This window comes from Marixanthomonas sp. SCSIO 43207 (genome assembly GCF_019904255.1).
In the GTDB taxonomy this organism is placed as follows: Bacteria; Bacteroidota; Bacteroidia; order Flavobacteriales; family Flavobacteriaceae; genus Marixanthomonas.
In genome coordinates this window covers 880,649-903,878 of the sequence record NZ_CP063203.1, presented here as the reverse complement: position 1 = coordinate 903,878, position 23,230 = coordinate 880,649, and the positions used below count along the sequence as shown (strand labels likewise).

General features: G+C 34.3%; 21 protein-coding genes and 1 tRNA gene. 16 read left to right on the top strand and 6 right to left on the bottom strand.

Features of this window, described 5'->3' with window-relative positions:
* The first annotated feature begins 25 nt into the window (after positions 1 to 25).
* The gene (locus tag INR76_RS04115) at positions 26 to 700 is read left to right on the top strand and encodes a head GIN domain-containing protein (protein ID WP_223109392.1); all 675 of its coding nucleotides are present in this window, start codon (positions 26 to 28) and stop codon (positions 698 to 700) included.
* A 52-nt stretch (positions 701 to 752) separates the two neighbouring features.
* Entirely contained in the window at positions 753 to 1,469 is a 717-nt protein-coding gene (locus tag INR76_RS04110; protein WP_223109391.1) for a LysE family translocator, read from the top strand.
* Between the two features lie 38 nt (positions 1,470 to 1,507).
* Here INR76_RS04110 and INR76_RS04105 read toward each other — a convergent pair.
* Together INR76_RS04105 and folB are read right to left on the bottom strand one after the other, a co-directional pair.
* Positions 1,508 to 1,578: transfer RNA gene (locus tag INR76_RS04105), tRNA-Cys, on the bottom strand.
* 56 nt (positions 1,579 to 1,634) lie between these two features.
* Positions 1,635 to 1,991: a dihydroneopterin aldolase gene (gene folB / locus INR76_RS04100; protein ID WP_223109390.1), complete on the bottom strand. Its 357-nt coding sequence runs from the start codon at positions 1,989 to 1,991 to the stop codon at positions 1,635 to 1,637.
* Between the two features lie 122 nt (positions 1,992 to 2,113).
* On the opposite strand from folB, the gene INR76_RS04095 reads away from it, so the two are divergent.
* The 4 genes from INR76_RS04095 (at position 2,114) to INR76_RS04080 (ending at position 5,022) form a co-directional block, all read left to right on the top strand.
* The gene (locus INR76_RS04095) at positions 2,114 to 3,790 is read left to right on the top strand and encodes a glutamine--tRNA ligase/YqeY domain fusion protein (RefSeq protein ID WP_223109389.1); all 1,677 of its coding nucleotides are present in this window, start codon (positions 2,114 to 2,116) and stop codon (positions 3,788 to 3,790) included.
* A gap of 173 nt (positions 3,791 to 3,963) precedes the next feature.
* Positions 3,964 to 4,341, top strand: a complete 378-nt coding sequence (locus tag INR76_RS04090; RefSeq protein WP_223109388.1) for a YtxH domain-containing protein — start codon at positions 3,964 to 3,966, stop codon at positions 4,339 to 4,341.
* 1 nt (position 4,342) lies between these two features.
* Positions 4,343 to 4,774 carry a phage holin family protein gene (locus INR76_RS04085; RefSeq protein WP_223109387.1) on the top strand — a complete coding sequence of 144 codons (432 nt, stop codon included), beginning with the start codon at positions 4,343 to 4,345 and terminating at the stop codon, positions 4,772 to 4,774.
* Positions 4,771 to 5,022, top strand: a complete 252-nt coding sequence (locus INR76_RS04080; protein WP_223109386.1) for a DUF6327 family protein — start codon at positions 4,771 to 4,773, stop codon at positions 5,020 to 5,022. Before INR76_RS04085 ends, INR76_RS04080 begins: the two co-directional genes overlap by 4 nt.
* A gap of 46 nt (positions 5,023 to 5,068) precedes the next feature.
* On the opposite strand, the gene INR76_RS04075 is transcribed toward INR76_RS04080, so the two are convergent.
* Complete coding sequence (locus INR76_RS04075; RefSeq protein ID WP_223109385.1) at positions 5,069 to 6,064, bottom strand: SPFH domain-containing protein; 996 nt, start codon at positions 6,062 to 6,064, stop codon at positions 5,069 to 5,071.
* Between the two features lie 80 nt (positions 6,065 to 6,144).
* On the opposite strand from INR76_RS04075, the gene INR76_RS04070 reads away from it, so the two are divergent.
* Positions 6,145 to 6,801 (top strand): outer membrane beta-barrel protein, encoded by a 657-nt coding sequence (locus INR76_RS04070; RefSeq protein ID WP_223109384.1) that lies wholly within the window; start codon positions 6,145 to 6,147, stop codon positions 6,799 to 6,801.
* On the opposite strand, the gene gltX is transcribed toward INR76_RS04070, so the two are convergent.
* Positions 6,798 to 8,306 carry a glutamate--tRNA ligase gene (gene gltX / locus INR76_RS04065; RefSeq protein WP_223109383.1) on the bottom strand — a complete coding sequence of 503 codons (1,509 nt, stop codon included), beginning with the start codon at positions 8,304 to 8,306 and terminating at the stop codon, positions 6,798 to 6,800. The two genes, INR76_RS04070 and gltX, sit on opposite strands and share 4 nt — an antisense overlap.
* A 173-nt stretch (positions 8,307 to 8,479) precedes the next feature.
* Between gltX and INR76_RS04060 the strand changes: the two genes are divergently transcribed.
* The 4 genes from INR76_RS04060 to INR76_RS04045 all read left to right on the top strand — a co-directional run bounded on the left by INR76_RS04060 (position 8,480) and on the right by INR76_RS04045 (position 15,212).
* A complete protein-coding gene (locus INR76_RS04060; protein WP_223109382.1) occupies positions 8,480 to 11,872 on the top strand; it encodes a DUF4175 family protein in 3,393 nt (1,130 codons plus the stop codon).
* Complete coding sequence (gene ybeY, locus INR76_RS04055; protein WP_223109381.1) at positions 11,865 to 12,281, top strand: rRNA maturation RNase YbeY; 417 nt, start codon at positions 11,865 to 11,867, stop codon at positions 12,279 to 12,281. Before INR76_RS04060 ends, ybeY begins: the two co-directional genes overlap by 8 nt.
* 146 nt (positions 12,282 to 12,427) lie before the next feature.
* Positions 12,428 to 14,299, top strand: coding sequence for a tRNA uridine-5-carboxymethylaminomethyl(34) synthesis enzyme MnmG (gene mnmG, locus INR76_RS04050; RefSeq protein ID WP_223109380.1), 1,872 nt, complete (start codon positions 12,428 to 12,430; stop codon positions 14,297 to 14,299).
* 55 nt (positions 14,300 to 14,354) lie between these two features.
* Positions 14,355 to 15,212 carry a class I SAM-dependent methyltransferase gene (locus INR76_RS04045; protein ID WP_223109379.1) on the top strand — a complete coding sequence of 286 codons (858 nt, stop codon included), beginning with the start codon at positions 14,355 to 14,357 and terminating at the stop codon, positions 15,210 to 15,212.
* A gap of 135 nt (positions 15,213 to 15,347) precedes the next feature.
* On the opposite strand, the gene INR76_RS04040 is transcribed toward INR76_RS04045, so the two are convergent.
* Positions 15,348 to 16,502: a DNA polymerase III subunit delta' gene (locus tag INR76_RS04040; protein WP_223109378.1), complete on the bottom strand. Its 1,155-nt coding sequence runs from the start codon at positions 16,500 to 16,502 to the stop codon at positions 15,348 to 15,350.
* A gap of 115 nt (positions 16,503 to 16,617) precedes the next feature.
* On the opposite strand from INR76_RS04040, the gene pgk reads away from it, so the two are divergent.
* From pgk to INR76_RS04025, 3 genes are all read left to right on the top strand, one after another.
* Entirely contained in the window at positions 16,618 to 17,805 is a 1,188-nt protein-coding gene (gene pgk, locus INR76_RS04035) for a phosphoglycerate kinase (protein WP_223109377.1), read from the top strand.
* Positions 17,806 to 17,919: 114 nt separating this feature from the next.
* On the top strand, positions 17,920 to 19,473 hold the full coding sequence (locus INR76_RS04030; RefSeq protein ID WP_223109376.1) for a lytic transglycosylase domain-containing protein: 1,554 nt from the start codon (positions 17,920 to 17,922) through the stop codon (positions 19,471 to 19,473).
* A gap of 21 nt (positions 19,474 to 19,494) precedes the next feature.
* The gene (locus tag INR76_RS04025; RefSeq protein WP_223109375.1) at positions 19,495 to 20,472 is read left to right on the top strand and encodes a DUF4837 family protein; all 978 of its coding nucleotides are present in this window, start codon (positions 19,495 to 19,497) and stop codon (positions 20,470 to 20,472) included.
* Positions 20,473 to 20,546: 74 nt separating this feature from the next.
* On the opposite strand, the gene tatA is transcribed toward INR76_RS04025, so the two are convergent.
* Positions 20,547 to 20,738, bottom strand: a complete 192-nt coding sequence (gene tatA, locus INR76_RS04020; protein ID WP_223109962.1) for a twin-arginine translocase TatA/TatE family subunit — start codon at positions 20,736 to 20,738, stop codon at positions 20,547 to 20,549.
* Positions 20,739 to 20,856: 118 nt separating this feature from the next.
* Here tatA and INR76_RS04015 point away from each other — a divergent pair, with 118 nt between their 5' ends.
* The gene (locus INR76_RS04015) at positions 20,857 to 21,723 is read left to right on the top strand and encodes a M23 family metallopeptidase (RefSeq protein WP_223109374.1); all 867 of its coding nucleotides are present in this window, start codon (positions 20,857 to 20,859) and stop codon (positions 21,721 to 21,723) included.
* Positions 21,724 to 21,729: 6 nt separating this feature from the next.
* Entirely contained in the window at positions 21,730 to 23,223 is a 1,494-nt protein-coding gene (locus INR76_RS04010) for a GH3 auxin-responsive promoter family protein (RefSeq protein ID WP_223109373.1), read from the top strand.
* Positions 23,224 to 23,230 lie beyond the last annotated feature (7 nt).

Below are 23,230 nucleotides of genomic sequence, written 5' to 3'. Positions count from 1 at the left end.
TTATAGAAAACCAAACCACTTAATTATGAAATTAGTATCTACAATTCTTATCGCATTCATAACCTTTTCAGCATTTTCTCAACGTATGGTTGAAAAAAACATAGGCGATTTTGATGAATTAAAAGTTTTCGATTTAATTGAAGTAAATTTAATTCCTTCCGAAGAAAACAAAGTTGTTATTAAAGGTAAAAACACCGAAAGCGTTAAAATTATCAATGACAACGGAAAATTAAAAATCAGAATGCAATTAGACGAACGTTTTGATGGAGAAGAAACTTTTGTTGAAGTTCACTACACCGAAATTAATATAATCGATGCCAATGAAGGATCAATAATAGTTGCAAACGAAGCTATAAGCCAAAATAAAATAGAATTACGTTCGCAAGAAGGAGCAAAAATTAGGGTAGGCTTAAAAGTAAATTATATTGAAATGAAAGCCGTGACTGGCGGAATAATTGAAGCTTCCGGGTTAGCTAAATCTCAAGACATTACCATTAGAACCGGCGGTATCATCGAGGCAATGGATTTACAAACCCAAGACACCAACTTAAAACTTTTTGCAGCTGGCGAAGCTGAAATTAATGCTAGTGACAAAGCAAATATAAAAGTAACTGCAGGAGGTAATGTTACTGTGTACGGAAACCCTAAAGAAGTAAAGAAAAAGAGTTTTGCAGGCGGCACTGTTCGCATTGTGAATTAATAGTTACTTAAAGCGTTTTCAAGTATAAAGATATTTGTACTTTTACAATACTATGTTTGATGGTATTGGATATGCAGCATTTTATGGGTTCCTACTTGCTTTTGCGGTAGGTCCTGTCTTTTTTACCCTTATTGAAACCAGTATTACAAAAGGTTTTAAAGCAGGGTTATTTTTTGATTTAGGAGCTATTTTTGCAGATATTGTCTTCATTGTAATAGCCTATTTTAGTACCAGTAAAATTCTTGATAAAGTAAAAGACGATCCAGGGCTACTCATTTTTGGCGGCGTGGTTTTAATTGCCTACGGAATTATTTCATACATACGAACCAATCGATCTTTTTTTAAAATAGTACGAGAGCATTATGCTGTAAAGGTTAAAAAGAAATTAGGAAGTTTATTTTTAAAAGGTTTTCTATTAAACTTTGTAAACTTCGGTGTTTTAGCCGGATGGATTGGTACTATAATTATGGCAAATGCATTGACTAGTTCAAAAAATGGAGTATTCTTCTTTTTATTAACCGTACTTATCACATTTTTTTGTACCGATGTTTTAAAAATTTCATTAGCCAAAAAGCTAAAAAGTAAAATGACGCCACGCTTTATTATAAAAACTAAAAAGTGGGTAAGTATTTTAATTGCAGGCTTTGGCGTAGCATTACTATTGCAAGGTATTTTTCCAGATGAAATGAAATCAAATTTGGAGCGCATTCCAGGACCTAAACATCCTTTAGAAAAACCCATTCCACCAGTAGAAGAGCCTATGCAATAAAAAAACCTTCAATCAAGCTATGAAAGAAGGTTTTGTTGAGGCATCGAGCGGATTCGAACCGCTGTACAAGCTTTTGCAGAGCTCTGCCTAGCCACTCGGCCACGATGCCAGTAAGGTTTGCAAATGTAAAAAAATTAAACTGAATTTTCCTAAATTAAATTGAAATTACCTTCTTGATGACATGCTAACACTTACTTCGGCTACATCACCACCAATAGGAGGATTTATTTTTGAAACCCGAACGCGTACCGAATCAACCAATTTTATTTCTTTTAAAATTTCATCAATAATACGTTGCCCCACCTGTTCTAACAATTTTGAACGAATTGCCATTTGCTCTCTTACTATACGCTGTAGTTGAACATAATCTACCGTATCGCCCAGCTCATCTGTTTTTGCAGCTCTTGAAAGATCTGCAGTAACTTTTAAATTAACAATATAATCGCTTCCTATTTTTTCTTCTTCAGTAAGGCAACCGTGATTAGCAAAAATGCGAATGTTTTTTAAGCGTATTGTACTCATGCAAATTGTTTTTGCAAAGATACTTTTTTTACCTTTGCTACTTGTTTATTTCTAATAAGCAAATCAATTAACTCAGTTTATAATAGATAATTAAATTCCTAAAGAAGGAAAATATACCCATCATGGCAAAAGAAGAAGCACCGCTTAATTTTATAGAACATATCATTGAAGAAGATTTAACAAAATCACATACACCAGAAGATCTTCGGTTTCGTTTTCCACCAGAACCTAACGGATATCTTCACATTGGTCACGCTTCTTCTATCTGTTTAAATTTTGGATTGGGTGAGCGTTACAAAGCTCCTGTTAATCTACGATTTGATGATACAAACCCTATTAAAGAAGAACAAGAATTTGTTGATGCAATTAAACGTGATGTTTCTTGGTTAGGCTTTGAATGGGCTAAAGAATGTTATGCTTCAGATTATTTTCAAGAGTTATATGATTGGGCTGTACAATTGATTAAAGACGGAAAAGCATATGTAGACTCACAATCTTCAGAAAAAATTGCCGAACAAAAAGGAACACCCAATACTCCCGGTACCGAAAGTCCTTTCAGAAATCGTCCTGTTGAAGAAAGCCTAGATTTATTTGAAAAAATGAAAAATGGTGAAGTAGGAGAAGGGCAACATACTCTACGTGCAAAAATTGATATGACTTCAGGAAACATGCTTATGCGTGATCCTATTATGTACCGTGTATTGCATAAAAGTCACCACAGAACAGGAACCGACTGGAAAATATTCCCAATGTATGATTGGACACACGGTGAGAGTGATTATATAGAACGTGTATCACATTCACTTTGTACACTTGAATTTTTACCTCATAGAGAACTTTATGATTGGTTTTTAGACCAAGTACATGAAAAAGGTACATTACGTCCTAAACAACGTGAATTTGCTCGTAGAAACTTAAGTCATACAGTTGTAAGTAAACGTAAACTAGCACGATTGGTAAGTGAAGGTATTGTAAATGGATGGGATGACCCAAGAATGCCTACAATATCAGGATTGAGAAGAAGAGGGTATACTCCAGAGTCTATCAAAAACTTTGTAACTAGTATTGGTGTAGGAAAACGTGAAAATGTAATTGATGTTTCGCATCTAGAATTTAATGTGCGAGAAGATTTAAACAAACGAGCACCACGTGTTATGGCTGTTTTAAATCCTATAAAATTGGTAATTACCAACTATCCTGAAGGAGAAACAGAATGGCTCGAAGCTGAAAATAATCCTGAAGATGAAAATGCCGGATATCGCCAAATTCCTTTTTCTCGTGAGTTGTATATTGAGCAAGAAGATTTTAAAGAAGAAGCAAATAGAAAATTTTTCAGATTAACTTTAAACAAAGAGGTTCGTTTAAAAAATGCGTATATCATCAAAGGAGAAAGTGTTGTAAAAGACGAAGAAGGAAATATCACCAAAATTCACTGTACTTATGATCCTGATAGTAAAAGTGGTAGCGGCACAGAAGCTTCAAAGAGGAAAGTAAAAGGTACTTTACATTGGGTTTCTGTAAATAACGCATTACCCGTTGAAGTACGATTATATGATCGTTTATTTACTGAGCCAACACCAGATTCAGACAAAGAAAAAGATTTCTTAGATTTTATTAACCCAAATTCACTAGAAGTCATTACCGCTTATGCAGAGCCTAGTTTAAAAACGTTGAAGATTGAAGATAAAGTTCAGTTTCAACGCTTAGGTTATTTTGTTGTTGATAAAGATTCTTCAGAAGATAAAATTGTTTTTAACCGTACAGTACCATTACGAGACTCGTGGGGAAAAATTAAGTAAATGTCATAAAGTATATAGTGTGCCAAGTACCTCTTAATTAAGAATTTTTAGTAATAAAAATTGGTTTTTAAGAATAATTTATAGGTATTTTTTTGAGTATTAACCGGTTGTTAACAGCAATACGTATCTTGCTTACGTAACTTTGGTATTATTAACTAATAAAATAATAGAAAATGGCATCAAATACAGGACAAACACTTTTAGCTTTACTAACCGGAGCTGCTATAGGAGCAGGAATAGGTATTCTTTACGCACCAGATAAAGGATCAAAGACTAGAAAGCAAATAAGTAAAGAAGCAAAAAAAGCTAGAAAACAACTTGATAAACACGTAAAAGAAACATCAAGTAACTTAAGTGAAAAAGCTCAACAAGCTAGATTAAGCTTTGAAGAAAAACTAGAAAGCACATTATCTTCAGCTAGTTATAAAGCAGATGATATTTTAGTAGCTATGGAAGAAAAACTAGAAGCACTGCGTAAGCAAAATGCTAAACTTCAAAGAGAAAACGAAGAAGCTAAAGTAAAGACGAAAGCTAAAAAAGCAACTGCATAATATGGCTTTTGATCGTCTTACCGACAACATTCAATCCGTAAGCGATAAATTTCAAGAATATGGAACCAGTACAGCGGAGTATTACAAACTTCGCTTGTTTAAATCCTCAATGAAAGGTGCCATTTCACTTGTAAATTTATTGGTGTTCGGTAGTTTTTTCTTGTTTGTATTACTATTTATTTCCATAGGTGTAGCTTTATGGCTAGGCATTGTGCTAGAAAGTAGTTTTGCAGGATTTCTCATTGTTGGTGGGTTTTATGCGTTAGTGACAATTTTCTTATTAGTTTTCGGAAAAAAATTAATTGAGCGTAGTTTGCTTATTAAATTTTCTGAACTGTTGTATGACGATGAAGATGAAAAAAGTACTGTAGAAAATGAAGCACATCAAGAGGCAGATACTTACAAGGAAACCATCCAAAATCACAGCTCATGAAACGATACACTACTTTTGAAGAAATAGATAGAGATTTAAAATACCTAAAACTTAAATCTCAAATTGATAAAGAAGAATTAAAACTAAGTGTAACGACTACAAAAGAAGACTTTAAAGACACTTTTTCGCCCATAAGTATTATAGGAAGTATGATAGGCTCCATCGCTCAAAAAGCCTTAATTGTGAAGATTGCAAACAGTATATTAGGAGTTAAAAAAGTGAAAGAAGTTAAAGATCCAGACGAATAAAAGATAACACAAAAAAAAGCCGCTTTAATTAGCGGCTTTTTTATTGTTAAAAAGTTATATCTGTATCCTCATCTGAAGTTGGTGGATTTCTTTTCTTTTTACTCTTGGTAGAACCTATTCCTTTGGCTTCATTTTGCTTTTTCATTTCTTCCCCAATTTTATTACTTGCCACAAACGAAGCAATCATATCGTTTAACATATTACTTCCGGCTTGAGGAGAATTAGGTAACAAAATTAAATTGGTATTAGTCTCTTCTCCAATAGATTGAAGTGTATCATAATGTTGTGTTACAACTATCAATGCAGACGCCTCTTGCGAGTTAATACCTACGTTGTTTAAAACATCGACACTTTCTTCAAGACCGCGAGCAATTTCTCTACGTTGATCTGCAATACCTTGACCTTGTAAACGCTTGCTTTCTGCCTCTGCACGTGCTTTGGCCACAATTTTTATTCTATCAGCTTCTGCTTCATATTCTGCTGCAACTTTTTCACGTTCTGCAGCGTTAATGCGGTTCATAGCTGCTTTTACTTGAACATCTGGATCAATATCGGTCACCAACGTTTTAATAATGTCATATCCGTAATCTAGCATGGCATCGTTCAATTCTTCTTTAACTGCAATTGCAATATCATCTTTGCGTTCAAAAACATCATCTAGTTTCATCTTTGGAACTTCAGCACGTACTACATCAAAAACATAAGATGTAATCTGGTCGTGAGGATCTTGTAGTTTGTAAAATGCATCATAAACTTTTTCTCTAATAACTTGAAATTGTACTGAAATTTTAAGTCTAACAAATACATCATCCTTTGTTTTTGTTTCTACCAAAACATCTAGCTGCTGAATTTTTAAATTAATACGACCGGCAATTTGGTCAAAAACCGGAATTTTAAAATGTAAACCGGAATTTCGGATACTTAAAAATTTTCCGAAGCGTTCTACAATTGCTGCCGTTTGTTGTTTAACGGTAAAAATACCCGAAAGTAAAATAAAGAAACCAACAATTATTATTGGTATTAAAAGAAGTAAACCACCCATTGTGTATATAAATTTAGTTGAATAATTAGTTGAAGATACAAAAATAAAGCTATTTTTAGCGCCCGTAAATATACTTAACTATGAGTCTTAAAAACCTTTTTCTTGTTACTATTTTGATTGTTTCATTTCAACAAATGACAGCTCAACGCAACTTTGATGAATACAATCGACTAGGAGTAACCGGCGGATTAACTTTATTTGATATCAATACATCAGATTTTACTACTAACCAATCTCAAGGATTTATAGCCGGTTTTACCACCAGAGGATCTTTCAGAAATAGTTTTGACCTTGTTTATGGAATTAATTTTAGTCAATCAAATGTTGAAATAGTAGGTAGTAACCTTACCGATACTCAAAACATAGAATATTCTATTCTAGCAGCTCAAATTAATCTCTTAGGAAGCCTAAATATAGTTGAACATCATCTTAGCTTAGAATTTGGACCTGTTTTAAATGTTAATGGAAAAATGAAAGTAAAAGATGAGGCTTACAATGATTACATCTTAGACGGTTACACGGCGGTAAGAGCCCAAGACGTAGAAGACATATCTACTTTTAACTTTAGAGTTTTAGGTGGAATAACTGCCGGTTTTAAAAGCTTTAGAGTATTAGCACATTACCAATATGGCATTACCAATATGCTTAACAACCTTACTGAAAAAGATATTCCTGAACTTGAAGACGTTAAAGGAAATAGCTCTACTTTAATTTTGGGTGCTGTATTCTATTTTTAAAGTGAAGCTATCGCTTTCTCTATACGCTTAATACTTTCTTCCTTTCCAAGAAGCGAGGCAATTACAAACACATCTGGACCTTTCATTTCACCAACAAGTGATAAACGCAAGGGCATCATAACTTTTCCGAAGCCTATTTCATTATCGGTAATCCAACCTTTTATTTTGTCTGAAATAGTAGCTGCTGAAAACTCTTCTACCTCATTCATAAGTGAAATCACTTTTTGAAGAATAGCTTCTGTACCTTCTTTAAAAGCTTTTTTTGCTGCTTTTTCATCAAAACTATCTGGAGCCACAAAAAAGAAACTTCCTTGTTCCCAAATATCTGAAATAAAGGTAGCACGCTCTTTAAGTAATTCAACAATTGTTTCTATAGGTAGTGAGGTTTCAATACCCTTTTTGGAGAGCAGTTCTTTAAACTGTCCGGCTAAAATTCCGTTATCAACTTTTTGTAAATAATGGTGTTGAAACCACTTTGTTTTTTCGGGATCAAATTTTGCTCCGGCTTTGTTAACGCGATCCAAATCAAATGCTTGAATAAGTTCTTCCAAAGTGAACAGCTCTTGTTCTGTACCTGGGTTCCAACCCAAGAACGCTAGCATATTGATAACTGCTTCGGCCAAATAACCATCTTCACGATACCCCGAATAAATTTCACCCGAAGCTGTTTTCCATTCAAGAGGAAATACCGGAAAGCCCATTTTATCACCATCACGTTTACTTAATTTACCTTTTCCTACCGGTTTCATAATAAGAGGTAGATGCGCAAACTTTGGAGCATCCCACCCAAAGGCTCTATATAACAAAACGTGTAAAGCAAGAGAAGGCAACCATTCTTCACCACGAATTACGTGAGTGATTTTCATTAAATGATCATCTACGATATTCGCTAAATGATACGTTGGCATGCCATCACTTTTAAACAACACTTTATCGTCCAAAATACTGGTATCAATCTGCATACCACCTCGAATCATATCTTTCAAATGAAGTGTTTCATTTTCTGGCGATTTGAACCGGATTACATATGTTTCTCCGGCATCCAGTTTTTGTTGAACTTCTTCTTTAGAAAGTGATAGCGAATTTTTAAGTTTTAATCGGTTGTGCCAATTATAGATGAAGGTTTTTCCTTCGGCTTCATGGTTTTTTCGGTGTTCATTTAACTCTTCAGCTGTATCAAAAGCATAGTAAGCATTTTCTGAAGCCAATAACTTATCGGCATACTCTCTGTACAAATGCTTGCGCTCACTTTGGCGATACGGACCAAACCCTCCGTCTTTTTGTGGACCTTCGTCAAAAGGAATGTTTAACCAATCTAAGGCTTCAACAATGTACTTTTCTGCACCTTCTACATAACGAGTTTGGTCTGTGTCTTCTATACGCAACACAAAATCACCATCGTGTTTTTTAGCAAACAAATAGTTAAACAAAGCAGTGCGAACACCACCAATATGTAGTGGTCCTGTAGGACTTGGAGCAAAACGTACCCGTGTTTTTTGAGCCATGGATTATAATTTTTATTAGGGCGACAAAGATACAATTCTATTTGTAGCCATGCACATCTATAACAGACGTGATACCTATATTTTTTTGGAGCAATTTTTGATGTGCAACTAGCCTACAGAATTCTTAAAATAAAGTTGTATTTTAGAAGTTCTGAATAATACGAAGCAAGCACATGAGCACATTTAGCATCATTCAACAAAAACTAGAACAATTCATTAAAAAATACTACACCAATGAATTGATAAAAGGTGCTATTTTATTTTTTTCTATTGGGCTGCTTTATTTTATTATTACACTTTTGGTTGAATATTTTCTTTGGCTTAGCCCATTAGGCAGAACCATATTGTTTTGGATTTTTATTACTGTTGAAGTAGCCCTATTTGTGAGGTTTATTGCCTTTCCGTTGGCAAAACTTTTTAAATTTCAAAACGGGATATCACACGATGAAGCTTCAACTATTATAGGAAATCATTTTCCCAATGTAAGTGACAAACTGCTTAATGTTATTCAGTTAAACCGAAATAAACATCAAAGTGAATTACTAGCGGCAAGTATTGATCAAAAAGCAGCAGAATTGCAACCCATCCCTTTTCAAACTGCAATAAACTTTAAAACCAATTTCAAATATCTAAAATATGCTGCAATTCCGGTTTTAATTTTTGTTTTGGTAAGTCTGTTGGGTGAAAAAAACCTTTTCTCTAGCAGTTATGAACGCGTTGTAAATTATGACACTGCTTATGAACCTCCGGCTCCTTTTAGCTTTATTGTTTTAAATGATGAACTCTCTGCAATAGAAAATAAAAACTACACATTAAAAATACGTACCGAAGGAACGGTTATCCCACAAAATGCAAGTATTCAATTTAATAATGAAACCTATTATTTACAGCAAACAGCTCCGGGATTATTTGAATATACTTTTTCTCAGCCTATTGACCCTATTAATTTCAGATTAAAAGCAAATAAAGTACAATCAAGACAATATACTCTAGATGTTGTAAAAACCCCCTCCTTATTAGGTTTTGAAATGGTGTTAAATTATCCTTCCTACACCGGAAAAAAGGATGAAATACTTAAAAGTACAGGAAATGCAACTATTCCAGAAGGGACACAAGTTACTTGGCAAGTAACCACAAAAAACACCAATACCGTCAATTTAAAAACTCAAGACACAGCCTATCGTTTTTCTGAAAAAAATCCACAGTTTACATTTCAGAAAAATATTTACAACAAGCTTGATTACGCAATTACAACTTCAAATACCAAGCTAAAAGATTATGAAAACCTTTCCTTCACACTAGGTGTAATAAAAGACGAATATCCTGAAATTGATGTACAATCTAAACAAGACAGCACCGACACACAATTGGTTTATTTTCTAGGTAAAGTAAGTGATGATTATGGTCTTACAAAACTTAGGTTGGTCTATTATCCTGTTGGTGAAAAAGAAAACGCCAAGACAGAGCAGCTACCTGTTAATACAAGCAATTTTGATCAATTTGTGTATACATTTCCCAGTCAATTACCTTTGGAAGAAGGTGTTGCTTATGAATATTATTTTGAAATATTTGATAACGACGCTATTCATAACTTTAAGTCAAGTAAATCTGGTGTGTATTCATTCAGAAAATTAACCAATGAAGAGTTACAAGATGAGCAATTAAAGCAACAAGATGCTACAATCAAAGATCTAGATAAAACGCTCGATAAATTAAAAGACCAAGACAAAAGCCTAGAAGAACTTTCAAAAACACAAAAAGAGAAAAAAGAACTTAACTGGAACGATAAAAGAAAACTTGAAAACTTCATCAAGCGTCAAAAACAGCAAGAAGAAATGATGAAGAATTTTTCAAAAGAATTAAAAGAAAATCTAGATAATTTTCAGCCTGAAGAAAAAGAGGACCCATTTAAAAAACAACTTGAGGACCGCTTGCAAGAAAATGAAGAACGACTAGAAGAGAATGAAAAACTACTAGATGAACTTGAAAAACTGCAAGAAAAAATTCAGAAAGAAGAGTTAACCGAAAAATTAGAGAAACTAGCTAAGCAGAATAAAAACCAAGAAAAAAATCTTGAACAATTAGTTGAATTGACCAAACGCTATTACGTTACCAAAAAAGCTGAAAAGTTAGCCGAAGATTTATTCAAGTTGGGTGAAGAACAAGAAAAACTTTCGCAATCACCAGAAGAGGAAAACACAAAAGAAGCGCAAGAAGAACTTAATGAAAAGTTTGAAAAATATAAAGAGGAGATGCAACAACTGGAAAAAGAAAACGGTGAGCTTAAAAACCCAATGCAACTCCCAAAAGATGAAATAGGAGAAAAAATTGTTGATAAAGAACAAGAAAATGCTTCCGAAAAGTTGGACCAACAACAAATGCCGGATGCTCAAAAAAGCCAACAAAAGGCTGGTCAAAAAATGAAAGAAATGAGCAAGCAAATGCAGATGCAAATGCAAGCCGGTCAAATGGAGTCAATAGAGGAAGATGTAAAAATGTTACGCCAGATACTAGATAATCTTTTAGTTTTCTCTTTTGAGCAAGAAGACTTGATGAAAGAATTTGAAACCATCGATTATGGCAGTCCGGTATTTGGTAAAAAGCTAAATATTCAAAATGACTTAAAACTCAATTTTGAACATGTAGATGACAGTATTTTTGCACTTTCACTTCGGCAACCAATGATTAGTGGAAAAATTAACAGCACACTAACTGAGATTCAGTATAACATTGATAAATCTTTAGATAGATTAGCGCAAAACCAAATGCGCCAAGGCGTTGCTAGTCAACAATACACTGTAACGGGTGCAAATGAGTTGGCTATTATGTTAAGTGAATTACTTAATAATATGCAAAACCAAATGAGCATGAGCGCTTCAGGATCTGGTCAAGGCAAAGGAAAAGGACAAGGTCAAGGAGAAGGCAGAGGGTTTCAATTGCCAGATATAATCAAAAAACAAGAAAGTCTTTCAGAAAAAATGAAAGAAGGGCTTGGTAAACAAGGTGGACAAAAAGGGAATCAAAACGGACAAGGAAAAGGAGAAGGGCAAAACCAAGGAGAGGGTCAAGGAGAGGGACAAGGTGAAAATGGTCAATCTGGATCTGATGGTGGACAAAGCCAAAACGGAAAAAATGGAAATGGCAACAGTGAGCAGAGTAATGGCGAATTGTATGAAATATATAAACAACAGCAAATGCTTAGACAACAACTTGAAGAGCGCCTTAATAAAGAAGGACTACGAGGCAAAGGAGGAGATCTTTTAAAGAAGATGGAAGGAGTAGAACAGCAGTTACTGGATAAAGGTTTTAATCAAGGCACCCTTCAACAAATGCTTAATTTACAATATGAATTGCTAAAACTTGATAAAGCAACATTTCAACAAGGTCAAGAAAGTAGAAGAGAATCTGAAACCAACACTAAAACCTTTACAAACACATTGAGGCTCTCGCCAGAAGAAGTAAAAAAGTACTTTAATACCACAGAAATTTTAAATAGGGAAATACTACCTTTGCGACCTCAGTATAAAGAGAAAGTACAAACGTATTTTAAAAATTCCAATGATTGAATTTTATTCAGAGAATCAATTTAAATTAAAAGAAGAAGAAGAAATTTCAAAATGGATTTCTTCAGTTATCACTTCTGAAGGATGCATCGAAGGAGAAATTACATATATTTTTTGTGATGATGAATATTTACACAAATTAAACCTTCAGTTTTTAAACCACGATACGTTAACAGACATTATAAGTTTTGATAATTCCTTAGGAAAAGAAATTCACGGCGAAATTTACATTTCTACCCAACGAGTAGAAGAAAATGCTAAAGAATATAATGTAACATTTGACGACGAATTACACCGTGTTATCATACATGGAATACTTCACTACTGTGGATATAAAGATAAATCAAAAGCAGACCAAGAGATTATGCGCACTAAAGAAAATGACGCCTTACAAATGCGCACATTTCTGTAGTGTGTTGATTCACAAGAGTTTAATTAATTAACTTGTTGATTACTAGTATTTTAACTAAATTTGCGCCCATTTTTAATAGAATTATAAAATACCACGTTAATTCACTACCGTTTTAAAGTGTTCCACGTGGAACAATATAGAAATTTATGTTTGAAAAGGAATATGATGTTATTGTTGTAGGTGCTGGTCACGCAGGATCTGAAGCCGCCGCCGCTGCTGCCAATATGGGTTCAAAAACCCTTTTAATTACCATGAATTTACAAAACATTGCACAAATGTCTTGTAACCCGGCCATGGGAGGAATAGCGAAAGGACAAATAATTAGGGAAATTGATGCGCTTGGCGGGTATAGTGGAATTGTTTCAGATAAATCTGCTATTCAATTTAAAATGCTAAACAAATCTAAAGGACCGGCGATGTGGAGTCCAAGAGTTCAGAGTGACCGTATGCAGTTTTCTGAAACGTGGAGATTAATGCTAGAGCAAACTCCAAATTTAGATTTTTACCAAGAAATGGTTTCTGGAATTATTGTAGAGAAAGGTAAAGTAGTTGGTGTAAAAACTTCTTTAGGTCTAGAGGTAAAAGCCAAATCTGTAATTCTTACAAACGGAACTTTTTTAAATGGTCTTATTCATATTGGTGAAAAACAATTTGGTGGTGGTAGAGCAGGCGAAAGAGCTGCAACCGGAATTACAAAAGATTTAATAGATTTAGGATTTACTTCTGGAAGAATGAAAACCGGAACACCTCCTCGAGTTGATGGAAGATCACTAGATTTTTCTAAAATGATCGTTCAGCCAGGAGATGAAGTGCCAGAAAAATTTTCGTATACAGATCAAACAAAACCTTTGACTCAACAAAGGGATTGTCACATGTCATACACTAGTACATTGGTTCACGATTTACTTCGCGAAGGTTTTGATCGTTCTCCCATGTTTAATGGTGCAATAGAAAGTGTAGGACCTAGATACTGTCCTTCTATTGAAGATAAAATAAATCGATTTGCAGATAAAGACAGACATCAACTTTTTGTAGAACCAGAAGGATGGAATACTGTTGAATATTATGTAAATGGTTTTTCAACCTCGTTGCCAGAAGATATACAATTTAAAGCATTAAAAGAATGTGATGGATTTCAAAATGTAAAATTTTTCCGTCCTGGTTATGCCATTGAGTACGATTATTTTCCACCAACACAATTAAAACATACACTAGAAACAAAACTTGTTTCAGGTTTGTTTTTTGCAGGACAAATTAACGGTACTACCGGTTATGAAGAAGCAGCTTCTCAAGGATTAATTGCCGGAATTAATGCACACCTTACTTGCTACGAGAAAGAGCCGTTTACATTACAACGAAACGAAGCTTATATAGGAGTTTTGATTGACGATCTAATCACTAAAGGCACAGAAGAGCCGTATAGAATGTTTACATCTCGAGCCGAATATAGAACGTTATTGCGTCAAGATAATGCAGATTTTAGGTTAACACCCAAATCATTTGAGATAGGTTTAGCTTCAGAAGAAAGGTTGAAAAGAATGGAAAAAAAGAAACAAGACGCAGAAGCTTTTGTAGATTTTTTCAAAAAAACTAGTGTAAGTGATGAGGTTGCAAATCCTATTTTAGTTGAAAACAATTCAGCTAAAGTTAAGCAAAGTGATAAGATGGTAAAAATGTTTTCACGACCCGAAATCGACATGAATGATATGCGAAAGATCGATGAGGTTGAAACATATATTCAAGAAAATAATTTGGATTATGAGGTGCTTCAGCAAACAGAAATTCAAATTAAATACGCTGGATATATCGAAAAAGAAAAGAATAATGCAGACAAACTAAATAGGCTAGAGGGAATTAAAATTCCTGAAAACTTTGACTACACCAAGCTCAAATCTTTATCATATGAAGCTATGGAAAAACTTAAAGAGATTCAACCCGCAACCGTTTCTCAAGCTTCTAGAATAAGTGGTGTTTCTCCTAATGATATTTCAGTTATGCTAGTTTATATGGGAAGATAAAAAAGTGTTTCACGTGGAACGTTTTAATATTTTATAAAAAACCAATCTACTTTTCTTGGAAAAAAACCAAAAAACAGTTTATATATCAACAAAAGATTTTCTCGTTTCGGGAGAATCTTTTCAGCTTATTTATGATCAAAAATTTGATTTATTAATTACTACACCACAACCAGATTTAAAAGAACTGCCTAACTATTATAAAAGTGAAGAATATATTTCGCATACAGATTCAGAAAAAGGAATGCTTTCTTTCTTGTATCAAAAAGTAAAACAAAGAGCACTCAAAAAAAAGGTAGCATTAATTACAAAATCAAATAATGGAATTGGATCTGTTCTAGATATCGGAGCAGGAACCGGAGAGTTTTTAAAAGTAGCATCTGAATATGGCTGGAAGGTTCAAGGAGCAGAACCTAATGAAAAAGCGCGATTTATTTCAAAAGAAAAAGGTATTGATCTTATTGAAGATTTTACTGAGTTTTCAAACCGTCAATTTGATGTAGTAACACTTTGGCACGTTTTAGAGCATATGCCAAATCTTGAAAAAACAATTTCTCAAATTGAAACTTTAGTTAAACCGGGCGGTACTTTGTTAATTGCAGTTCCTAATTATAAATCATTTGATGCACACTACTATAAAAAATATTGGGCTGCTTATGATGTTCCTAGGCACCTTTGGCATTTCTCAAGATCTAGTATGCAAAAACTTTTTTCTAAAGAATTTGAATTGAAAGGAATTAAACCGATGATATTTGATTCCTTTTATGTAAGCCTCCTTTCAGAAAAATACAAAACTGGAAATACATTTTCTATTAGAGCTTTTTTTATTGGTTTGTGGTCAAATATGAAAGCCTGGCAATCAAAAGAGTATTCTTCTCACATCTATTGCTTTAAGAGACCAAAACAAAGACAATAGAGCGCATATTAAAGTCTGTTGTGGATTTATAGACCAAACCCTCGCTTTTTATATTAAAAGCTCTTAAAACGGCTTATTTCAAGTCTAATTTAATAGAATTTGATTATAAAAAAATGAATTATATATAGATAAACATTATACCAACTCTTTTTTGTGAATATAACGTGTTAATGAGATAGAAAGGTCAGTAAAAATTATTTTGGCATTTCCGTTTCGTTCAATATGGTAAACGGCATCTTCTAGAGCAGAAGTGATATCAAAAATATTATTTTGGTGAACAAAGGGTGAAAACTTTTCTAAAGAAAATTTTGGGTCTTCAGCTTCAAAAAACAAAAGTCTTTCAGCAGAGTAGTTTTTTAGTAGAGCTTGTCTAAAAACTTCAATGCAATACATTAAAAATTTCTTTTGCGATTCACGACCCAAGGCTGCAACTGTATCGCTCCAACTTAATAAATCATTTATAGCTTTTTTATTACCTTTTGCTTTAAAAGCTGTACGAACCCAATCTATAAATAGCCTTTCAAATGCAGCATCATCTTCATTTTCTTCAAATATTGATAGCGCAACATTAATATCTCCATTAGCTCGGTGTGCGATTTTTAAAGCGCTATTTTCATCAAGATGGTGTTTGTCTTTTAAAACTGAAGCAACATCTTCTTCGGCGAGGAGCGGAAAATGTAATTTTTGACAACGGGATTGAATAGTGCCTAATATTTGCTCTTCTTCTTCACAGACCAATAAAAGCACCGTTTTTTCAGGAGGTTCTTCAATTAATTTTAAAATCTTGTTGGCGCATTGAGTGTTCATTTTTTCTGCCATCCAGATAATCATAACTTTATTTCCACCTTCGTATGATTTTAAGGATAATTTTTTTACAATCTCTGCAGCCTCATCTACTTTTATGCTTCCTTGCTTTTTTTCAATACCAAGTTTTTGGAGCCATTGATACAAAGAACCATAGGGGTTTTCTGATAGAAACTCACGCCATTCTTCATTAAAGTGATCTGATACGGGATGTTTTTTTACCTTGTCATTAGTGTTTACAGGATACACAAAATGTAGATCGGGATGTGACAGCTTTGATACTTTTTGTGAGCACTTCAAGTAAGCTTGACTTCCTTTTTCAAAAGGATGGCATAAAATTTCATTTGCATATGCAATTGCGATAGGAAGCACACCAGAACCTGTTTTACCAATGAATAATTGAGCATGAGGAATGCGACCATTAGCAACAGTGGTCTTTAAATGAGCTTGCAAATGTTCTTGACCTATAATTTGCGAAAAATCCATACGCAAAGCTACTTATTTTTCTTCGTAAGTACTCAACAATGCAACGCTTAAACATTATTAGTTCGTGTTAGAGATGCGGTTTAAAAAAGCTATATTTGCAGTTTAAATTTTGCTTATGAAAACAGTAAACGATGTAAATTTTAAAGGAAAAAAAGTTTTAATTCGAGTAGATTTTAATGTTCCTTTAAACGATAACCTTGAGGTTACAGACACCAACCGTATTGAGGCAGCAAAGCCAACAATTATCAACGTTCTTGAAGACGATGGCTGCTGTGTTTTAATGTCTCATTTAGGAAGGCCTAAAGACCGCGAAGAAGAATTTTCTCTTCGTAATGTGGTAAAAACCGCTTCTGAAATTTTAGGTGTTCAAGTAAAATTTGTTGATGACTGTATAGGTGAAACCGTTGAAAATGCAGTAGCAAATTTAAAATCTGGAGAAGTTTTACTACTAGAAAATCTTCGATACCACAAAGAAGAGAAAGAAGGAGATAAAACCTTTGCTCAAAACTTAGCAAAACTAGGTAATTACTACATTAACGATGCTTTTGGAACAGCTCACAGAGCTCATGCGTCTACAGCTGTAATTGCAGACTTTTTCCCCGAAAACAAATGCTTTGGTTTATTATTAGCTTCAGAAGTTGATAACTTAAATAAAGTATTAAAAGACGGCAAAACACCGGTTACAGCTATTATTGGTGGTGCAAAGGTTTCTTCAAAAATCACAGTGATTGAGAATATTTTAGACAAAATAGATCATTTGATAATAGGCGGCGGTATGTCGTTTACCTTTATAAAAGCCCAAGGTGGCAGCATTGGCGCATCTTTGGTTGAAGAAGACAAACTAGATGTGGCTTTAGACATATTGAAAAAAGCAAAAGAAAAAGGAGTAGATGTTCACTTACCTGTTGACGCCATTATTGCAGATAGTTTTTCTGAAATGGCAACAACAGATGTAAGCGTGATTGATACTATCCCTGAAGGATGGATGGGACTAGATGTGGGGCCAAAAACCAATGAAATATTTGCTTCAGTTATTGCCCAATCACAAACTATTTTGTGGAACGGACCCGTAGGTGTTTTTGAAATGGAACCTTTTGCCAAAGGCACCATTTATTTAGGAAATGCTATTGCAGAAGCTACTAAAAATGGAGCTTTTTCACTTGTTGGAGGAGGCGACTCTGTAGCAGCTGTTAAAAAATTTAACTTCACAAAAAAAGTGAGTTATGTCTCTACGGGAGGAGGCGCTATGCTTGAAATGCTAGAAGGAAAAACCCTTCCGGGAATTAAAGCATTAACAGAATAATTATTTTAATAAAACGTTACACACCATAAGGAATTAAAGCTGAAAAAAGTTGTTCGTTTTTTCCTTTTGTGTATTTTTAACTTTATTTAAGCTAAACCCCAGGCTATTAAGACTATGAATAAATTTGTTTTTGTATCAAGTTTGCTGCTGTTTGCAGGGCATACATTGCAGGCTCAAGACAAACCGGCAGTAGATTCTATTCAGAAAAAAAACATTCAAATTGTTGATTCTATAAAGGTGAAAAAAATCACCAATGATTTACCCACTACTGTTGTGGCCACACAACTGAAGGACAGCATGGTATTTTCACTAGAAGATATGGCAAAGGCCCGCAGAATAGATAGCCTTTGGTTACAAGAGCTTTTTGCAACAGGCCGCTTTGAAGAAATGTACGGAACAGTTCAAAACCAAAGCTATGAACCATTACCCTACAAAGAAGAATCTACAGAAGTTTTAAAACAACGTTTGGCAAAACTTAATGCTCGAACTCCTTTCAACGTGGAGTACAATGCTTCTCTAGAAAGTGTAATAAATAGTTATTTAAAAAACCGTAGAAAAACCTTAACCCGTTTAATGGCATTGAGTGATTATTATTTCCCAATGTTTGAAGAACAGTTAGACAGATACGGTTTACCGTTAGAAATGAAATATCTTGCCATTGTAGAATCTGCACTAGACCCCAGAGCGGTTTCACGTGTGGGAGCAACCGGATTATGGCAATTTATGTTTAGTACGGGCAAAATGTTTGATCTAGATGTAAACTCATACGTAGATGAACGCTCAGACCCTATAATGGCTACTGAAGCCGCTAGTAAATACCTTTTTAGTCTGTATAACAGCCTTGAAGATTGGGATCTGGCGTTAGCTGCTTATAATTCGGGGCCTGGTAATGTAGCAAAGGCAATACGACGCTCAGGCGGAAAGAAAAACTATTGGAATATACGTAGTTATCTTCCACGTGAAACAGCAGGTTATGTGCCGGCGTTTTTGGCAACCATGTACATTTTTGAATATGCAAAAGAACTTGGCTTTAAAAGTGAAGGACCTACAATCCCTTACATAGCAACCGATACAGTAAAGGTGAAAAAAATGATCACCTTTGATCAAATTTCAGAAATCACTTCGATTCCAAAAGAAGAAATTGAATATTTAAATCCATCCTATAAACTTGGAATTATACCGTATATTGAGGATGAAAATTATGTTTTAAGACTTCCAGTAGATCAAATTGGTAAATTTGTCGCAAATGAAGATGCTATTTATGCATATGCTGAAAAAGAATTAAACGAGCGAGAAAAACCTTTAAAAGAGTTAATTGATCAGCCAGAACGTATTCGGTACCGTGTAAGAAAAGGGGATTATTTGGGTAAAATCGCAGAACGCTATGGAGTAGGTGTTAGTCAAATAAAACGATGGAACGGACTTAGAAACAATAACTTGAGAGTAGGTCAACGACTTACTGTCTACCCTAGAAAACCCGTAGGAAGTTCATCCAGCACAACCGCCTCAACAAGCAATGTTAAAACCTATACTGTAAAAAATGGAGATTCATTGTGGAGTATATCTCAAAAATTTCCCGGTGTTACAGTTGAAAAAATAAAAAATTGGAATGATATTAGTGGTACTAATTTAAAACCCGGAATGAAGTTAAAAATTCAAAAAGGGTAAAAAACTAACAAAAACACTAAAATGAAAACAATTTATACTGCCTTACTAGCCATTGTAGTTCTTATTTCTTGCAATGACTCTGGTAAAAAGGACGTTTCATACCGTCCAGATTCCGTAGGAAATATTAATAACCTACAAGTAATCATAGAAAATGAGTTGTGGAACGGTCCCGTGGGTGAAGAAATTAGAAAATATTTTGCTGCTCCTACAGATGGATTGCCACAAGATGAGCCATTATTTTCTATGAATCAAATGCCACCTTCTACATTTACAGATTTTGCCCGAACAAATCGCATATTTCTTCACGTTGACTTAGGTAAAGAAAACAAAGTAAATATTGCAAAAAATGAATACGCAAAACCACAAGTAGGAGCTATTGTAACGGCAACTTCAGAAGAAGGGCTAATCGCTCAATTAAAAGAAAAGCATAAACAAATTATTGAGGCATTTCATGCTTCAGAAATAAAAGAAAGACAACGTCGTACAGCCGTATCGATGACTCAAGTTGACTCACTTAAAGAACGATTTGGGGTGACCATTAAAGTACCTTCTGCGTATCGTGTTTCTAGCGCGAGTGATGACTTTTATTGGCTGCGAAAGGATTTAAAATCGGGCACCACTAATGTTTTAATTTATGAAGTTCCATTAAGCACAATTACAAGTGATAGTATGGCCGTAGGGCAAATTATCAAAATGCGAGACTCTATAGGCGGTGGTTATCTTCCTGTTGAAGATGATGATCGTTTTATCACAGAAGATGCCTATGCACCATATCTTTTTAAAACAGAAATTGACGGGCGTTTTGCTTATGAAACCAAAGGCACCTGGGAAGTAAAGGATGCTTTTATGGGTGGTCCTTTTGTAAATTATGCAGTTAAAGATGAAGAAAATAACCGATATTTAATTTTGGAAGGTTTTACATATGCACCTTCTGTTGAAAAAAGAGACCTTCAGTTTGAGTTAGAATCTATTTTACGTTCAGTAAAGTTTAGCAAATAACAGAACATTAAAAATCCAAAAAAGCCGCTTTTACATTGTATAAGCGGCTTTTTTGGTAAAATTAAGATTGAAAACTATTTTTTGTCTTCAATTTTAGCTTCATCATTATTTTCGTCTTTTGATGCGTCCTTAAATTCTTTAATTCCGCTACCTAGGCCTCGCATTAACTCTGGTATCTTCCTTCCGCCAAATAACAGTAGTACTACCAGTACAATTAAAACAATTTGCCAAGGCCCTATAGCAAGGGGTAAAATTAATGTGTTCATCATAAAGTAATTTATTATAACAAAGGTAACAAGAAATACTTAGATATAACGTTTTCAATACAAGATTCGTTCAACAAGGCACGAGAATATTTTATATTTGTAGTTGTAAGCTTAAAATATGGCTGAAAAAGAAAAAAGATCAAAAAAGATAAAAAAGAAGCTACTGCATAAATACAGGCTGGTAGTGCTTAATGAAGATACGTTTGAAGAACGTTTCTCTTTTAAACTCAACAGGCTCAATGTATTTGTGTTTAGTGTAATTTCGGCATTGATATTAATTGCCGGGACAACTATTTTAATTGCTTTTACACCGCTGCGGGAGTATATACCCGGTTATTCTTCAACCAGACTTAAAAAACGAGCAACACAATTAACTTACAAAACAGACTCTTTACAGCGAGAACTTGAGATAAACAACCAATACCTTGCCTCCATACGAAAAGTACTCACAGGTGACGTTAAAACGGTTAATTTTAATAAAGATTCTATCATTAATGCAGCCAGTGTAGACCCTTCAAAGTTTGACTTTTCTGCCTCAAGAGAAGATTCGTTGTTGCGTGAAAAGGTTTCTAGAGAAGATAAATACAATCCTTTACTGGGTGACACTTCTATTGACTATGTGCTTTTTGCTCCGGTAAAAGGAAATATAACGCAAGTGTATAACCCAAAAGAAAAACATTATGCGATTGATATTGCGACAGTAAAAGACACTCCTGTAAAGGCGGTAGCAGACGGAACCGTTATTTTTTCTGAATGGACGGCAGAAACAGGATATGTAATTATTATTAAACATAGAAACGACCTCTTATCTGTTTATAAGCACAATGCAACCCTTACAAAAGAACAAGGCGAATTGATAAAAGCAGGCGAGGTAATAGGAACAGTTGGTAGCACAGGAGAATTAACCACTGGTCCTCACCTACATTTTGAACTGTGGCGAGATGGCTACCCAATAAACCCAACAAATTTTATAGATTTTGAATAAAACACTATGTTCATAAAATCATTTGCCGCCAAAATTTTCGCAAAAATTGTAGTAACCAAAATTGAAAAATGGTCACAAAACCCTGTTGAAACACAACACAAAGTTTTTAAAAAGCTTATTTCAGAAGCAAAAGACACCGCTTTTGGTAAAGACCATGATTTTCAAGCCATTCAATCCCCTTCAGATTTTGCAGAAAACGTACCTATTCGTGATTATGAAGAATTAAAACCCTACGTTAATCGTGTTGTTTCAGGTGAAGAAAACATCCTTTGGCCCGGAAAACCACTGTATTTTGCCAAAACATCTGGTACTACTAGCGGTGCCAAATACATTCCTATAACAAAAGATTCAATGCCCAATCACATTCAGGCCGCTCGCAATGCAATTTTGTGTTATATAAACGAAACCGGAAATGCCAACTTTGTTGACGGTAAGATGATTTTTCTACAAGGAAGCCCAGAAATGAGCGAAAAAAACGGAATAAAATTAGGAAGACTTTCCGGAATTGTAGCCCATTACGTGCCCAAATATCTTCAAAGAAACAGAATGCCTAGCTGGAAAACTAATTGTATTGAAGACTGGGAAACCAAAGTAGAAGCCATTGTTGATGAAACCAAAAATGAAGATATGACCGTAATTAGCGGTATACCTTCTTGGGTACAAATGTATTTTGAACGGTTACAAGCCAATACCGGTAAAAAGGTTGGTGATTTATTTAAAAACTTTCAATTGTTTATTTACGGAGGTGTTAATTATGAACCTTACAGAGCAAAGTTTGAAGCATTAATTGGTCGTAAAGTAGATAGCATAGAGCTTTTTCCAGCTTCTGAAGGTTTTTTTGCTTTTCAAGACAAACAAGATGCAAAAGGAATGTTGTTGTTGCTTGATTCAGGTATTTTTTATGAATTTATTGAAGCAGAACACTTTTTTGATGAAAACCCAAAAAGATTAACCATAGGTGATGTACAAGAAGGAGTAAACTATGTAATGATTGTTTCAACCAATGCAGGATTGTGGGCATACAACGTAGGAGATACAGTTCAATTTACATCAACAAATCCCTACAGAGTTATTGTTTCAGGAAGAATAAAGCATTTTATTTCAGCGTTTGGTGAGCACGTTATAGGTAAAGAAGTAGAACAAGCCATGCAAGAAGCGATACAAGAACATGGATTTTCAATTTCTGAATTTACTGTGGCACCACAAACCAGCCCCGATGATGGATTACCGTATCATGAATGGTTTATCGAGTTTGAAGACCAACCCACGTCACTTGAGAGAATATCTAACACTATCGATCAAGCCATGCAAAAACAAAACTCATATTACTTTGACCTAATTGAAGGTAAAATTTTAAAACCTTTAAAAATTACACCGGTAAAAAAAGAAAGTTTCAAAAAATATATGAAATCACAAGGAAAGTTAGGCGGACAAAACAAATTACCAAGGCTCTCAAATGACCGAAAAATAGCCGAAAAACTACTTTCGTTACAAGATTGAAAATACT

Bases quoted from the DNA above. Each gene is read 5' to 3' on its own strand.
- INR76_RS04115 (WP_223109392.1), top strand. From the start codon at position 26: ATGAAATTAGTATCTACAATTCTTATCGCATTCATAACCTTTTCAGCA.
- INR76_RS04110 (WP_223109391.1), top strand. From the start codon at position 753: ATGTTTGATGGTATTGGATATGCAGCATTTTATGGGTTCCTACTTGCT.
- folB (WP_223109390.1), bottom strand. From the start codon at position 1,991: ATGAGTACAATACGCTTAAAAAACATTCGCATTTTTGCTAATCACGGT.
- INR76_RS04095 (WP_223109389.1), top strand. From the start codon at position 2,114: ATGGCAAAAGAAGAAGCACCGCTTAATTTTATAGAACATATCATTGAA.
- INR76_RS04090 (WP_223109388.1), top strand. From the start codon at position 3,964: ATGGCATCAAATACAGGACAAACACTTTTAGCTTTACTAACCGGAGCT.
- INR76_RS04085 (WP_223109387.1), top strand. From the start codon at position 4,343: ATGGCTTTTGATCGTCTTACCGACAACATTCAATCCGTAAGCGATAAA.
- INR76_RS04080 (WP_223109386.1), top strand. From the start codon at position 4,771: ATGAAACGATACACTACTTTTGAAGAAATAGATAGAGATTTAAAATAC.
- INR76_RS04075 (WP_223109385.1), bottom strand. From the start codon at position 6,064: ATGGGTGGTTTACTTCTTTTAATACCAATAATAATTGTTGGTTTCTTT.
- INR76_RS04070 (WP_223109384.1), top strand. From the start codon at position 6,145: ATGAGTCTTAAAAACCTTTTTCTTGTTACTATTTTGATTGTTTCATTT.
- gltX (WP_223109383.1), bottom strand. From the start codon at position 8,306: ATGGCTCAAAAAACACGGGTACGTTTTGCTCCAAGTCCTACAGGACCA.
- INR76_RS04060 (WP_223109382.1), top strand. From the start codon at position 8,480: ATGAGCACATTTAGCATCATTCAACAAAAACTAGAACAATTCATTAAA.
- ybeY (WP_223109381.1), top strand. From the start codon at position 11,865: ATGATTGAATTTTATTCAGAGAATCAATTTAAATTAAAAGAAGAAGAA.
- mnmG (WP_223109380.1), top strand. From the start codon at position 12,428: ATGTTTGAAAAGGAATATGATGTTATTGTTGTAGGTGCTGGTCACGCA.
- INR76_RS04040 (WP_223109378.1), bottom strand. From the start codon at position 16,502: ATGGATTTTTCGCAAATTATAGGTCAAGAACATTTGCAAGCTCATTTA.
- pgk (WP_223109377.1), top strand. From the start codon at position 16,618: ATGAAAACAGTAAACGATGTAAATTTTAAAGGAAAAAAAGTTTTAATT.
- INR76_RS04030 (WP_223109376.1), top strand. From the start codon at position 17,920: ATGAATAAATTTGTTTTTGTATCAAGTTTGCTGCTGTTTGCAGGGCAT.
- INR76_RS04025 (WP_223109375.1), top strand. From the start codon at position 19,495: ATGAAAACAATTTATACTGCCTTACTAGCCATTGTAGTTCTTATTTCT.
- tatA (WP_223109962.1), bottom strand. From the start codon at position 20,738: ATGAACACATTAATTTTACCCCTTGCTATAGGGCCTTGGCAAATTGTT.
- INR76_RS04015 (WP_223109374.1), top strand. From the start codon at position 20,857: ATGGCTGAAAAAGAAAAAAGATCAAAAAAGATAAAAAAGAAGCTACTG.
- INR76_RS04010 (WP_223109373.1), top strand. From the start codon at position 21,730: ATGTTCATAAAATCATTTGCCGCCAAAATTTTCGCAAAAATTGTAGTA.